Raw genomic sequence first — 13,894 nt, forward strand, 5'->3', positions numbered from 1 at the left:
CCTTCCCAAGCAATGGTTCTGTTCAATACCTTAGGCCCCCTCGGCTCACCGAAGGAGAGATCCCCGTGGTAGACCGCACGCCGCCGCTCGCCCCCGAGGAGCTCCGCGCCCTCGTCGCGAGCGGCGAGATCGACACCGTCGTCCTCGCCTTCCCCGACATGCAGGGACGCCTCCAGGGCAAGCGGTTCGCCGCACAGTTCTTCCTCGACGAGGTCCTCGAACACGGCACGGAGGGCTGCAACTACCTCCTCGCCGTCGACACCGACATGAACACCGTCGACGGCTACGAGATGTCCTCCTGGGAGCGCGGCTACGGCGACTTCGCCATGCGCCCCGACACCGCCACCCTGCGCCGCATCCCCTGGCACCCCGGCAGCGCCCTCCTCCTCGCCGACCTCGCATGGAACGACGGCACCCCGGTCGTGGCCGCCCCCCGCCAGATCCTCCGCCGCCAGCTCGACCGCCTCGCCGGACACGGCTACACCGCCATGGTCGGCACCGAGCTGGAGTTCATGGTCTTCAAGGACACCTACGAACAGGCCTGGAACGCCGACTACCGCGCGCTGACCCCCGCCAACCAGTACAACACCGACTACTCGGTCCTCGGCACAGGCCGCATCGAGCCCCTCCTCCGCCGCATCCGCAACGACATGCAGGGCGCCGGACTGACCGTCGAATCCGCCAAGGGCGAGTGCAACCTCGGCCAGCACGAGATCGCCTTCCGCTACGACGAGGCGCTCACCACCTGCGACCAGCACGCCGTCTACAAGACCGGCGCCAAGGAGATCGCCGCCCAGGAAGGCGTCTCGCTCACCTTCATGGCCAAGTTCGACGCGCGCGAAGGCAACTCCTGCCACATCCACCTCTCCCTCACCGACTCCGAGGGCCGCAACGCCATGGCCGGCGACAGCCCCGACGGCATGTCCCCCCTCATGCGCCACTTCCTCGCCGGCCAGCTCGCCGCACTCCGCGACTTCTCCCTCCTCTACGCCCCCAACATCAACTCCTACAAGCGCTTCCGCCCCGGCTCCTTCGCCCCCACCGCCGTCGCCTGGGGCCACGACAACCGCACCTGCGCCCTCCGCGTCGTCGGCCACGGCCGCTCCACCCGCTTCGAGAACCGCCTCCCCGGCGGCGACGTCAACCCCTACCTCGCCGTCGCCGGACTCGTCGCCGCCGGCCTGCACGGCATCGAGAACGGCCTCGAACTCCCCGACCCCTGCCACGGCAACGCCTACACCGGCGGCTACGCCCACGTCCCCACCACCCTGCGCGAAGCCGCCGAACTCTGGGACAACAGCGAGATCGCCAAGGCCGCCTTCGGCCCCGAAGTCGTCGCCCACTACCTCAACATGGCCCGCGTCGAACTCGACGCCTACGACTCCGCCGTCACCGACTGGGAGCGCCGCCGCTCCTTCGAACGCCTCTGACCCGCCCCGGCCACGCCCCGCCCCCGACCCCCGAAACCCCTCCGAAAGGCACCACGTGTCCGACGCGCTGGAAGTCCTCAACCCGGCCACCGGCGAAACCGTCGCCACCGTCCCGGCCGCCACACGGGACGACGTCGACGCCGCCGTCACCCGGGCCGCCGCAGCCCAGCGCACCTGGGCCGCCGCCGCCCCCGCCGACCGGGCCCGCCTGCTGCGCCGCTTCGCCGCCGCCGTCGACGCCCACAACGAGGAGCTCGCCCGGCTCGAAGTCCTCGAAGCCGGACACACCATCGGCAACGCCCGCTGGGAAGCCGCCAACGTCCGCGACCTCCTCGACTACGCCGCAGGCGGCGTCGAACGGCTCACCGGCCGCCAGATCCCCGTCCCCGGCGGCATCGACGTCACCTTCCTCGAACCCCTCGGCGTCATCGGCGTCATCGCCCCCTGGAACTTCCCCATGCCGATCGCCGCCTGGGGACTCGCACCCGCCCTCGCCGCCGGCAACGCCGTCATCCTCAAGCCCGCCGAGGCCACCCCCCTCACCGCCCTGCGCCTCGCCGAACTCGCCCTCGAAGCCGGGCTCCCCGAACACCTCCTCCAGGTGCTCCCCGGCCGCGGCGACACCGCCGGCGACGCCCTCGTCGGACACCCCGGCATCGCGAAGATCGTCTTCACCGGCTCCACCCGTACCGGCAGGCAGATCATGGCCAAGTGCGCCGACCGGGTGAAGCCCGTCACCCTCGAACTCGGCGGCAAGAGCCCCAACATCGTCTTCGCCGACGCCGACCTCGAAGCCGCCGCCGCGGCCGCCCCCATGTCCTTCCTCGACAACACCGGCCAGGACTGCTGCGCCCGCACCCGCATCCTCGTCCAGCGCACCGTCCACGACCGCTTCCTCGACCTCCTCGCCCCCCTCGTCGAAGGCGTCGCCGTCGGCGACCCCGCCGACGAGAAGACCCAGATGGGCCCCCTCATCTCGCAGGCCCAGCTCGACCGCGTACGGTCCTACGTCACCGACGACCTCACCGCCGTCCGCGGCACCGCACCCGACGGGCCCGGCTTCTGGTACCCGCCCACCCTCGTCACCGGCGCCGACCCCACCGCGCCCGTCGCCGTCGAAGAGGTCTTCGGACCCGTCGCCGTCGTCCTCCCCTTCGACGACGAGGACGACGCCGTCCGCCTCGCCAACGCCACCGAGTACGGCCTCTCCGGCTCCCTGTGGACCCGCGACGTCGGCCGTGCCCTGCGCGTCTCCCGCGCCGTCGCCGCCGGCAACCTCTCCGTCAACTCCCACAGCAGCGTCCGCTACTGGACCCCCTTCGGCGGCTACAAGCAGTCCGGCCTCGGCCGGGAGCTCGGCCCCGACGCCCTCACCGCATTCACCGAGACCAAGAACGTCTTCATCAGCACGGAGGCCTGAACCCATGACCACCGACCGGACCACCGAAGAGATCGTCTGCCGCCGCCTCGTCGGCCGCACCGCCGTCGTCACCGGCGCCGGCAGCGGCATCGGCCTCGCCACCGCCCGCCGCCTCGCCTCCGAAGGCGCCAACGTGGTCTGCGGCGACATCGACGAAACCGCCGGCAAGGCCGCCGCCGAAGAAGTCGGCGGCACCTTCGCCAAGGTCGACGTCACCAGCCCCGAAGACGTCGAAGCCCTCTTCAGGACCGCCTACGACACCTACGGCTCCGTCGACATCGCCTTCAACAACGCCGGCATCTCGCCCCCCGACGACGACTCCATCCTCACCACCGGCCTCGACGCCTGGAAGCGCGTCCAGGACGTCAACCTCACCTCCGTCTACCTGTGCTGCAAGGCGGCCCTGCCCTACATGCAGCGCCAGGGCCGCGGCTCCATCATCAACACCGCCTCCTTCGTCGCCGTCATGGGCGCCGCCACCTCCCAGATCTCCTACACCGCCTCCAAGGGCGGCGTCCTCGCCATGTCCCGCGAACTCGGCGTCCAGTTCGCCCGCGAAGGCATCCGCGTCAACGCCCTCTGCCCCGGACCGGTCAACACCCCGCTGCTGCAGGAGCTGTTCGCCAAGGACCCCGAGCGCGCCGCCCGCCGCCTCGTCCACATCCCGCTCGGCCGCTTCGCCGAAGCCGAGGAGATCGCGGCCGCCGTCGCCTTCCTCGCCAGCGACGACTCCTCCTTCATCAACGCCACCGACTTCCTGGTGGACGGCGGCATCTCCGGGGCCTACGTCACGCCGCTGTAGGAAGGCACGCACGGGGCGGGGGCCGCCGCTACAGGAACGTGCGGCCCTCGCCCCGGTACGTCGGCACCGCCGACGCGACACGGTCCCCCTCCACCAGGTACAGCACGTCGAACCGCTCGCACAGCTCGCCCGCCTTCGCATGCCGGAACCACACCCGGTCGCCGATCAGCAGATCGTCCGCCGCCGCGCCCAGCAGCGGCGTCTGCACCTCACCCGCCCCCTCCAACGGGTCGTACCGCAGCCCCCGCGGCAGATACGGCTCCGGCAGCCGGTCCGCACCCGCCGCCCCCGACGCCGGATACCCGCCGCCCAGCACCGTCACCACCCCCACCCCGGGCCGCCGCACCACCGGCTGCGCGAACAGCGCCGCGGGACGCCCGCGGAACGACGTGTAGTTGTCGAACAGCCGCGGCACGTACAGCCCCGACCCCGCGGCGACCTCCGTCACCGCATCCTCCGCGGCCGTCTGCTGCACACTGCCCGTCCCACCGCCGTTGACGAACTCCAGCCCCGGCACGACCTGCCGTACGGCACGCACCGCCTCCGCCCGCCGCACCGCCAGCTCCCGCCGCGCCGCCGCCTGCATGAGCCGGATCGCCCGCGACCTCAGCGGCCGCCCCGCCACCGCGTCACCGACACCGGCGACGTGCCCCTCGTACCCCATCACCCCCACGACCCGGAACCCGGGCCGCGCGGCCACCGCCCGCGCCAGCTCCGCCAGCGCTGCCGGCTCCCGCAGCGGCGACCGGCGGGCACCGACCCGCACCCGCCCGCCCAGCAGCCGCAACCCGGTGTCCAGCTCCAGACAGACCCGCACCTCCTGCGAGCCGCCCGCGCGAGCGGCATCGATCAGCTCCAGCTGCGCCACGTCGTCCACCATGACCGTCACGGCCGCAGCCAGCTTCGGATCGCCCGCGAGCTCGGCGAAGCCGGCCCGGTCCGCCGACGGGTAGGCCAGCAGCACGTCGCTGAACCCGGACCGGGCCAGCCACAGGGACTCGGCCAGCGTGTACGACATGACCCCGGCGAAACCGGGCCGCGCCAGCACCCGCTCCAACAGCGCCCGACAGCGCACCGACTTGCTCGCCACCCGCACCGGCTTGCCGCCGGCCCGGCGCACGAGATCGTCGGCGTTGGCGTCGAACGCATCGAGATCGACGATGGCCAAGGGCGCTTCGAGATGCGCGGTGGCCCGGTCATACCGAGCCCGATCGAGACCGGGGGTAGGTGTCATGGGCGGCAGCTTGCCACGGGGGGATACCGGGGGGTAGGGGTGCGGGGGAGGGCAGGGGCAGGGGCGGGGCCGGGATCGGGGTGGGGCCGTGGTGCTGTGCGCGGGGGTGGTGGTCGGGGCGGTGTCGGGGGTTGGTCGGGGTCGGGGTGGTGGCTGGGGGCGGGCCGCCAGTCCAGTGTCAGCGCGGGCCGGGGCGGGCCGTCAAGGGCGCTCCCGTTGGTCGCGTCGCTGCGCGATGGCCCTTCGGGCCACCCTTGACTGCCCGCCCCGTCCCGCACCGACAGAAGACTGTCGCCCCACCCCCAGCAGGAACAACGCCCAGGGGGACCCATACCGGGAGGGCCCCAGCCGCGCAGAGGGCGGGCACGGCTCCGCCACGCCCTCCCACCCCAGCCATACCTCACACCCCGTCAGCCCTCCGGGCGCCGCCGATCGCTACACGGCCGGGCTGGGTAGGCGGCCGCGGCATGCCCGTGCCTGCGGAGGCGCCTCAGATCGCTACACGGCTGGGCCGGGTGGGCGACTGCGGCTGTCCGGGGCCGGCGAACGCCCCTGTCCACCGTGCGCTGCCCCAGGTCGGCGTCCTCAGCCCGTCCATGGTTGCCGATGCGCAGCAACCAGCCTCACGAGGCGCTCGGTTGGTGGCTGTCGGCGGTCTGGTGCCGGCCGATGCACGACGGATCGCAGGAAGCCGTAGGAAGCCGTGGGAAGCCGCAGAAGGGGGTGCCTGTAGGAGTCGGGCTGACCACAGTGGTCCTGCGTGTCCAGGAGGCTCGCAGTCAAGGGAATCTGAGCGCGAACGGGGCTTCGTGTGCCGAAACGATGTCTGGGGCGTCGTTTACCCACAACACGTCCCCTTGCCGCCCCCACAGGCCACCTCCCCCACCCCGTCAACCCCGCCCGCCCCGGCTGTGTCGCACCCGCCCCCTCTCACGGACACCCGCAGTGATCTGAGGCGCCCTCGCTGCCGCCGCACACGGTCCGCGGCCGCCCACCCAGCCCGGCCGTGTAGCGATCTGAGGCGCCTCCGCAAGCACGAGCAGGCCGCAGCCGCCAACCCCGCGGAACCGCGTAGCGATCTCGGGCGCCCAGGGCGGCTGGTGAGGCGCCTGATGCTGCCGGGACGGAAAGGACCGTGGCGGAGCCGTGGTCGTCCTCTGCGCGGCTGGGGCCTTCCCGGTATGGGTCCCCCTGGGCGTTGTTCCTGCTGGGGGTGGGGCGACAGTCTTCTGTCGGTGCGGGACGGGGCGGGCAGTCAAGGGTGGCCCGAAGGGCCATCGCGCAGCGACGCGACCAACGGGAGCGCCCTTGACGGCCCGCCCCGGCCCGCGCTGACACTGGACTGGCGGCCCGCCCCCAGCCACCACCCCGCCCCCAGCCACCACCCCGCCCCCAGCCACCACCCCGACCCCGACCAACCCCCGACACCGCCCCGACCACCACCCCCGCGCACAGCACCACGGCCCCACCCCGATCCCGGCCCCGCCCACCCCGCCGCCCACGCCTCGCACCCCGCCCTCCGCGTAAAGTAGCTGCGGCAGCCGTACGGAACGGGGGGCGGAGTCGTCGGATGAGTGCGTCGGCGCCGTATGAGGCGGTTTTGGCCGAGTCCGAGTCGGTTCCGTCTCGGGGAGCCGGGCGGCGGGGGCAGCCGCAGCGGCTCGTCGCCGTGTTGTGCGCCGTGGTCGGGACGGGCCTGCTCGCCGGGACGGCTCTGACGGGGTGGGCCGAGCGGCATGCCGCCGGACGGGTGCCGTCCGCCGACGCCGCCTACCGCAAGGCCGGTTCGCTGTGGCGGGACGCCCCCGTCGACGCCCTCTTCCCGCCCGTGCTCGCCGGACCCGGTGCCGGGCCCGGCGGGGCCGACCGGACCTGGACCCGCGTGGCCGTCGCCCCCGACGCCGACTGTGCGGCCGCGCTGGCCGCCGAGTGGCAGGCGGCGTTCGCCGGGACCGGGTGTACGCGCGTGCTGCGGGCCTCGTACACCGATGCCACCCGCAGCTCCCTCGTCGCCGTAGGCATGGTGTTCACCCCCGGCGAGGCGTCCGCCATGGCCGGGCTGCAGGGGCGGCTCGGGGCGCCGCCCGGGTTCGGGTTCGCCGACGAGCGCCGCGCTGCCTGGACCGCGGCCGTCCTGCCGGAGGGGCCCGTCGTCGTCTACACGGTCGCCGCATTCGCCGACGGCCGCGTCCTCGACGCGCCCGTCCCGGCCGACGAGGCCGTGCGCGCCGATGCCTCCGGGGCCGTCGCGCAGTCCGGGCTCGGCCACGAGGCGAAGGCCGTCGGGGAGTTGGTGCGGGCCGGCCTCAGCTCGCTCGCCGTTCCGGCCGGGTCCGCGCGGTGAGGCGGGGCAAGGCCGGTGCGGCCCTGGTCATCGGCGCGGTCCTGGCCGTCGGGGTGCCCGCCGCGCCCGCCGCCGCGGACACCGATGCCGTACGGGACCGGCAGTGGGGGCTGACGGCGCTGCGCGCAGAGGAGGCGTGGGGGACCACGCAGGGCGGCGGGGTCACCGTCGCCGTCCTCGACACGGGTGTCGACGCCGGACACCCGGACCTCGCCGGGCAGGTCCTCGAAGGCGCCGACCTGGTCGGCATGGGCGCGGGCCCCGGCGACCGGGCCTGGGCGCGGCACGGGACGGCCATGGCGGGGATCATCGCCGGGCACGGCCACGGCCGGCACCGCAGGGCCGGTGTCCTCGGGGTGGCCCCGCAGGCCCGGATCCTGCCGGTCCGCGTGATCCTGGAGGAGGGCGATCCGGGCCGGGCCGAGGCGCGGGAGAGCAAGGGCGGTGCGCTCGCCGAGGGGATCCGGTGGGCCGCCGACCACGGGGCGGACGTGATCAACCTGTCGCTCGGCGACGACAGCGACTCCGCGCACCACGAGGCCGCCGAGGACGAGGCGGTGCAGTACGCGCTGGCGAAGGGCGTCGTCGTGGTCGCCTCCGCCGGCAACGGCGGCCGGGAGGGCAACCACGCCTCCTACCCGGCCGCCTACCCGGGGGTGATCGCCGTCGCGGCGGTCGACCGCCGCGGCCGGAAGGCGCCGTTCTCGACGCGCAGCTGGTACGCCAGCGTCTGCGCGCCCGGTGTCGACATCGTCATCGCCGACCCCGACCGCTCCTACTACGAGGGCTGGGGGACCAGCGCGGCCGCCGCATTCGTCTCCGGGGCGGTGGCGCTCGTCCGGGCCGCCCACCCCGAGCTGTCCCCGGCGCAGATCAAGAAGCTGCTGGAGGACACCGCCGCCGACGCCCCCGCAGGCGGCCGGAACGACGCCCGCGGGCACGGCCTGGTCGATCCCGCCGCCGCGCTGCAGGCCGCGGATGCGCTGCGCCCCGAGCCCGCCGTGCCCCGGCCCGCCGCCGCGGGCAGCGCGCACTTCGGCCCGGGACCGGAGCCGGCCCCGGCGGACGCGGCCGCCGCCGGGCCGGTGCTGCCCGCGGCGGCGGGCACCGGGCTGGGGCTGCTGGTGCTGGCGGCCGTGCTGGCCCGGCGCCCGTCCGGCCGCCCCGCCCGGCCGCCGCGCGGGAGCGCAGACCAGGGGGATAGGGTCGGGTAACTGTGGCGAACAAGAACATCCCCGACCCCGGCTACTCCGACGACGACGGCTCCGCCGACCCCCGGCTGAGCGCGGCCCTGGCCGCCTGGTCCGAGGACCGGGAGAGGGAGCCGGAGGTGCTGGCCGCGCTCAAGGGCGCCCGGCTCCTGGTCCCGGTGGTCGCGGTCCTCGGCGAGGTCGAGACCGATCCGGAGACCGGGCTCAGGCGGGAGAAGACCAGCGACATGGCTGTGCCCACCCTTCAGGCGGGGAACCGGCGGGCGCTGCCCGCCTTCACCTCCACCGCCTCGCTCGCGCTGTGGGACCCGGCGGCCCGGCCGGTCGCGGTCCCGCTCCACCAGGCGCTGGCGGCCGCCGCGCACGAGAAGGCCGACACGGTCGTCCTCGACATGGCCGGCCCCGTCGCGTACGAGCTCACCGGCCGGGCGCTGCTCGCGCTCGCCGAGGGCCGCACGGACACCGATCCGCTGACCGACCCGGCCGTGCACGAGGCCGTACGGGCCGCGGTGGCCGCGGAGCCCGCGGTGCTGCGGGCGCACCTCGGGCCCGGCGGCCCCGACGCCGACGGCACGCTCGCGATCGTGCTGGCCGCCGGCGCGGAGCCCGGGGCCGCGGCCAGGAGCGTGGCCGGGGCGCTCGCCGCGGACGAGACGCTGCGGGCCCGGCTGGTGCGCGGGCTGGACCTGGCGCTGCTCCCGGAGTCGGCGCCGGCCCCGCCGGGCGAAGCCCTCTTCACCCGCTGACCCGCTGACCCCCGGAGCCCGGGGGCGCGTACGCGAGAGGGCCGGGGCGGCTGCCGCCCCGGCCCTCCGGTTCGTTCCCGTACGCCCGGCCCGTCAGCCGAAGACCGGTCCCGTGAACTTCTCGCCCGGCCCCTGGCCCGGCTCGTCCGGGACGACGGACGCCTCGCGGAAGGCGAGCTGGAGGGACTTCAGGCCGTCGCGCAGCGGTGCGGCGTGGAAGGAGCTGATCTCGGTGGCGCTGGCGGTCACCAGGCCGGCAAGGGCGGTGATCAGCTTGCGGGCCTCGTCGAGGTCCTTGTGCTCGGAGTCCGGCTTGTCGAGGCCCAGGTTGACCGCCGCGGCGCTCAGCAGGTGCACGGCCACCGTGGTGATCACCTCGACGGCGGGCACGTCCGCGATGTCGCGCGTCATGGCGTCGTAGTCGGGGGCCGGGTCGGCCGCGGTGGCGGGGGTGGGGGTCGCGTCAGTCATGCCCCCACGATAAGCCGGGCCCGGGAGGCGCCTGCCGCGGCTCCTGGCGAGCGCGCCCGGCGCGGACTGCTATATTGGAGGGACGACCGGCCGGAGACGTATGTCCCCGGCCCACAAGTGGAGGCTCCGTTCTCCCACCCGACCGCCTTCCGGGGCGGCGGGTCACCGGTCAGGCGGCATCCATCGTTCCGTACGGATGATGGAAAGCCGTCCGATGCTGCGCCCCGCGGTTCGCGCCCGGCGGTGCTCCGGTTGTTTTGGAGCCCCTGCCTGTGAACGGTGGGGCATTTTTCGTGCCCGGCCGCGGTTGGTCCCCGTGACACAAAGACGTCAGCGGCTGTCTGAACCTGACAGCCGTGTGGTGCTACCGAGGAGGATCCATCAGCACCGAGCCCCGCATCAACGATCGGATTCGTGTCCCTGAGGTGCGACTCGTCGGTCCCAGCGGCGAACAGGTGGGCATCGTCCCGCTTGCGAAGGCGCTTGAACTCGCGCAGGAGTACGACCTGGACCTGGTCGAGGTCGCAGCGTCTGCACGCCCGCCGGTCTGCAAGCTCATGGACTACGGCAAGTTCAAGTACGAGTCGGCGATGAAGGCCCGTGAGGCGCGCAAGAACCAGGCGCACACGGTCATCAAGGAGATGAAGCTCCGGCCGAAGATCGACCCGCACGACTACGACACCAAAAAGGGTCACGTCGTTCGGTTCCTCAAGCAGGGCGACAAGGTCAAGATCACGATCATGTTCCGCGGTCGCGAGCAGTCCCGGCCGGAGCTCGGCTACCGGCTGCTGCAGCGTCTGGCGGAGGACGTCCAGGACCTCGGTTTCGTCGAGTCGAACCCGAAGCAGGACGGCCGAAACATGATCATGGTTCTCGGTCCGCACAAGAAGAAGACCGAGGCGATGGCCGAAGCCCGCGAGGCGCAGGCCGCCCGCAAGGCCGAGCGCCAGGGTGCTGCCGCGGACGCTGCCGCCAAGGAAGCGCCCGAAGGGGACACCGGGGTCGCCTCCGCCGAAGCCGGCGACGCCTCTCCCGAGGCGCAGGCCTAGGCCTGGTTCCGGGGCATCCGGTCCCGGATCACCGACACAACATGACGCTCCCGCAAGCCGGTCCGGTACCGGACCGGTGGGAACGCCACCGACGAGGAGATAACGGCGCCATGCCGAAGAACAAGACGCACAGCGGTACCAAGAAGCGCTTCAAGGTCACCGGCTCCGGCAAGGTGCTCCGCGAGCGCGCCGGCAAGCGCCACCTGCTCGAGCACAAGTCGTCCAAGCTGACGCGTCGCCTCACGGGCAACGCCGAGATGGCCCCGGGCGACGCCGCGAAGATCAAGAAGCTTCTCGGCATCTGACGTCGCCGCTCCCCCACCGGGAGCGGGACGCCAAGACCGGGATCCCATCGAATTTCCGGGCCGTGTGAAGACACCCGCGGCCCCGCTACAAGGAGTCAAGAAGTGGCACGCGTCAAGCGGGCAGTAAACGCCCACAAGAAGCGCCGGGCGATCCTCGAGGCGGCCTCCGGCTACCGCGGTCAGCGTTCGCGCCTGTACCGCAAGGCCAAGGAGCAGGTCACCCACTCGCTGGTCTACAACTACAACGACCGCAAGAAGCGCAAGGGCGACTTCCGTCAGCTGTGGATCCAGCGCATCAACGCCGCTGCCCGCCAGAACGGCATGACGTACAACCGCCTCATCCAGGGTCTGAAGGCCGCCAACATCGAGGTGGACCGCAAGATCCTCGCGGAGCTGGCCGTCAACGACGCCAACGCGTTCGCCGCGCTGGTCGAGGTCGCCCAGAAGGCGCTCCCGGCCGACGTGAACGCCCCGAAGGCCGCCGCTGCCGCCTAAGCGACACGCTTCGCGCAGCAAGCCCTCGACAGGCTTCAGCCCGGACCCGCAGGCCCCGTGCCTGCGGGTCCGTGCGTTGTGGCCGCCGCCCCGCCCAGTCACACCCGCAGTACGCACGGAAGCGAGCCGACCGCCCATGGGTACCCCCGCCCCCGCCGAGCCGATCTCCCCCCGATCCCCTCGGGTGGCCGCCGCCAAGCGCCTCGCCCGGCGCAACTTCCGCACCAAGGAGCGCCGCTTCCTCGCCGAGGGGCCGCAGGCCGTCCGCGAGGCGGTCGGGCACCGCGGCCCCGGCGGCCCGACCCTGATCGAGCTGTTCGCCACGGCCGAGGCCGCCGAGCGCTACCCGGAGATCGTCGCCGAGGCCCGGGCCTCCGGCGCGCGCGTCCACCACGCCTCGGACGAGGTCCTCGCCGAGGTCTCGCAGACCGTCACCCCGCAGGGGCTCGTCGGGGTCTGCCACTTCCTCGACTCGCCGTTCGAGGAGATCCTGCGCGCCCGGCCCCGGCTCGTCGCCGTCCTGGCGCACGTCCGCGACCCCGGCAACGCCGGCACGGTCCTGCGCTGCGCCGACGCCGCCGGGGCCGACGCGGTCGTCCTGACCGACGCCTCCGTCGACCTGTACAACCCCAAGTCCGTACGGGCCTCCGTCGGCTCCCTCTTCCACCTCCCCGTCGCCGTCGGCGTCCCCGTCGAGCAGGCCGTCTCCGGGCTGCGGGCGGCCGGCGTGCGGATCCTCGCCGCCGACGGGGCGGGCGAGCACGACCTCGACGCCGAGCTCGACGCAGGCACCATGGGCGGCCCGTCCGCCTGGGTCTTCGGCAACGAGGCGTGGGGCCTGCCCGAGGAGACCCGCGCCCTCGCGGACGCCGTCGTACGCGTCCCGATCCACGGCAAGGCCGAGAGCCTGAACCTCGCGACGGCCGCCGCCGTGTGCCTCTACGCCTCCGCCCGTGCACAGCGGGCGTCCGGAGGGTGCCGCTCCGTGACCCCCAGCTAGTAATGTGGCGGCCCGGGGGGCCCACTGCGCTACTCGGAGATGTGGGGTACGGGGACATGACCGTCGGTACGAACAGCTCGCCAGGGGCCGCGGACGCGGCGGGGGCGCCGTCCCTGGCGACCGTTCCCGCACAGCTCCCGGGCCCGCCCGGCCCGGGAGCCGCAGCGCCGGGCACGCCCGGCCCCGCCGACCCGGCGGGCCTCGCGGCGCTCGGCATCGACCCCGACGACCTGCCCGACGGGCTCGTCGTCGCCGACGACTCCGGCCGGGTCATCTGCTTCAACTCCGCCGCCGCCCGCATCACCGCCCTCGCCCCCGCCGAGGCGCTCGGCGCCCGCATCGAGCGGGCCCTGCCGCTGGAAGACCTCGACGGCCGCCGCTGGTGGGCCCTGACCGACCCCTACGGCGGGCTCGCCACCCGCCGCGGCCAGCCCGAGCGGAACCTCCTCCTGCCCGGCGGCCGCGAGGTCCTCGTCTCCGCCCGCTACGTCCGCTCCCAGCCCGCCGGCCCGCTCCGCCGCCTCGTCGTGACGCTCCGCGGCACCGAGGCCCGCCGCCGCACCGAGCGCAGCCACGCCGAGCTGATCGCCACCGTCGCCCACGAGCTGCGCTCCCCGCTGACCTCCGTCAAGGGCTTCACCGCGACCCTCCTCGCCAAGTGGGAGCGGTTCACCGACGACCAGAAGCGCCTCATGCTGGAGACCGTCGACGCCGACGCCAACCGCGTCACCCGGCTGATCGCCGAGCTCCTCGACATCTCGCGCATCGACTCCGGCCGCCTCGAAGTCCGCCGCCAGCCCGTCGACATCGCCACCGCCGTCGGCCGCCACGTCCAGGCGCTCACCGCGAACGGCCAGGCGCCCGAGCGGTTCCTCGTCCGCGTCAGCCGCGCCCTGCCCGACCTGTGGGCCGACCCCGACAAGATCGACCAGATCCTCGGCAACCTGCTGGAAAATGCGGTGCGCCACGGCGACGGAACCGTCACCATCGACGTGTCGCCGACCAGCCTGACGAACACAGCGGGCAAGACCGAGAAAGGAACCGCCGTCACCGTGACCGATGAGGGCCCCGGCATCCCCGAGGAGTCGATGGGCCGCGTCTTCACCCGCTTCTGGCGGGGCAGCAAACGCGGCGGCACCGGCCTGGGCCTGTACATCGTCAAGGGCATCGTCGAGGCGCACGGCGGCACGATCACCGTCGGCCGCGGACCCGGCGGCGGCGCGGAATTCCGATTTATCCTGCCCGTCGGCGCGCCGGCGTACCTCTCGCAGTAATCCTGCGGAGCGTCTCGCCAGGCGGCCCACGGGCTCCTCCGCCCCCCGCGGCCCGTAGACTCGTCCTTTGGCACCTTTGCGTCCTTGTGTCGAGCTCGTCGTCGAGCGGGGAC

General features: G+C 73.8%; 13 protein-coding genes. 11 read left to right on the forward strand and 2 right to left on the reverse strand.

What is annotated here, in order from left to right:
- Window positions 1–65: 65 nt before the first annotated feature.
- Genes MUK52_RS25195 through MUK52_RS25205 form a run of 3 tightly spaced genes read left to right on the forward strand, consistent with a single transcriptional unit; the run spans window position 66 to window position 3,652 of the window.
- Window positions 66–1,430, forward strand: coding sequence for a glutamine synthetase family protein (locus tag MUK52_RS25195; RefSeq protein WP_114056859.1), 1,365 nt, complete (start codon window positions 66–68; stop codon window positions 1,428–1,430).
- Between the two features lie 55 nt (window positions 1,431–1,485).
- Window positions 1,486–2,850, forward strand: a complete 1,365-nt coding sequence (locus MUK52_RS25200; protein ID WP_284580217.1) for an aldehyde dehydrogenase family protein — start codon at window positions 1,486–1,488, stop codon at window positions 2,848–2,850.
- Between the two features lie 4 nt (window positions 2,851–2,854).
- A complete protein-coding gene (locus MUK52_RS25205) occupies window positions 2,855–3,652 on the forward strand; it encodes a 3-oxoacyl-ACP reductase (RefSeq protein WP_284580219.1) in 798 nt (265 codons plus the stop codon).
- A gap of 28 nt (window positions 3,653–3,680) precedes the next feature.
- Here MUK52_RS25205 and MUK52_RS25210 read toward each other — a convergent pair whose 3' ends face one another.
- Entirely contained in the window at window positions 3,681–4,886 is a 1,206-nt protein-coding gene (locus MUK52_RS25210; protein WP_114056856.1) for an amino acid deaminase/aldolase, read from the reverse strand.
- A gap of 1,600 nt (window positions 4,887–6,486) precedes the next feature.
- On the opposite strand from MUK52_RS25210, the gene MUK52_RS25215 reads away from it, so the two are divergent.
- The 3 genes from MUK52_RS25215 to MUK52_RS25225 are packed head-to-tail and all read left to right on the forward strand — an operon-like array spanning window position 6,487 to window position 9,187.
- The gene (locus MUK52_RS25215) at window positions 6,487–7,230 is read left to right on the forward strand and encodes a hypothetical protein (protein ID WP_284580222.1); all 744 of its coding nucleotides are present in this window, start codon (window positions 6,487–6,489) and stop codon (window positions 7,228–7,230) included.
- Window positions 7,227–8,444 carry a type VII secretion-associated serine protease mycosin gene (gene mycP, locus MUK52_RS25220; protein WP_114056853.1) on the forward strand — a complete coding sequence of 406 codons (1,218 nt, stop codon included), beginning with the start codon at window positions 7,227–7,229 and terminating at the stop codon, window positions 8,442–8,444. Before MUK52_RS25215 ends, mycP begins: the two co-directional genes overlap by 4 nt.
- A 2-nt stretch (window positions 8,445–8,446) precedes the next feature.
- Window positions 8,447–9,187 (forward strand): SseB family protein, encoded by a 741-nt coding sequence (locus MUK52_RS25225; protein WP_114056852.1) that lies wholly within the window; start codon window positions 8,447–8,449, stop codon window positions 9,185–9,187.
- Window positions 9,188–9,280: 93 nt separating this feature from the next.
- Here MUK52_RS25225 and MUK52_RS25230 read toward each other — a convergent pair whose 3' ends face one another.
- A complete protein-coding gene (locus tag MUK52_RS25230; RefSeq protein ID WP_114056851.1) occupies window positions 9,281–9,658 on the reverse strand; it encodes a DUF1844 domain-containing protein in 378 nt (125 codons plus the stop codon).
- Between the two features lie 356 nt (window positions 9,659–10,014).
- Between MUK52_RS25230 and infC the strand changes: the two genes are divergently transcribed.
- The 5 genes from infC (at window position 10,015) to MUK52_RS25255 (ending at window position 13,781) form a co-directional block, all read left to right on the forward strand.
- Complete coding sequence (gene infC / locus MUK52_RS25235) at window positions 10,015–10,707, forward strand: translation initiation factor IF-3 (protein WP_114056850.1); 693 nt, start codon at window positions 10,015–10,017, stop codon at window positions 10,705–10,707.
- A 110-nt stretch (window positions 10,708–10,817) separates the two neighbouring features.
- Window positions 10,818–11,012 carry a 50S ribosomal protein L35 gene (gene rpmI / locus MUK52_RS25240; protein ID WP_114056849.1) on the forward strand — a complete coding sequence of 65 codons (195 nt, stop codon included), beginning with the start codon at window positions 10,818–10,820 and terminating at the stop codon, window positions 11,010–11,012.
- Window positions 11,013–11,114: 102 nt separating this feature from the next.
- Entirely contained in the window at window positions 11,115–11,507 is a 393-nt protein-coding gene (rplT, locus tag MUK52_RS25245; protein WP_114056848.1) for a 50S ribosomal protein L20, read from the forward strand.
- A 136-nt stretch (window positions 11,508–11,643) separates the two neighbouring features.
- On the forward strand, window positions 11,644–12,507 hold the full coding sequence (locus MUK52_RS25250; protein ID WP_114056847.1) for a TrmH family RNA methyltransferase: 864 nt from the start codon (window positions 11,644–11,646) through the stop codon (window positions 12,505–12,507).
- Between the two features lie 56 nt (window positions 12,508–12,563).
- Window positions 12,564–13,781 carry a sensor histidine kinase gene (locus MUK52_RS25255; protein WP_114056846.1) on the forward strand — a complete coding sequence of 406 codons (1,218 nt, stop codon included), beginning with the start codon at window positions 12,564–12,566 and terminating at the stop codon, window positions 13,779–13,781.
- Window positions 13,782–13,894: the final 113 nt, after the last annotated feature.

Origin of the sequence: Streptomyces sp. 2P-4 (assembly GCF_030167965.1) — a bacterium.
Taxonomy (GTDB): Bacteria; Actinomycetota; Actinomycetes; order Streptomycetales; family Streptomycetaceae; genus Streptomyces; species Streptomyces globosus_A.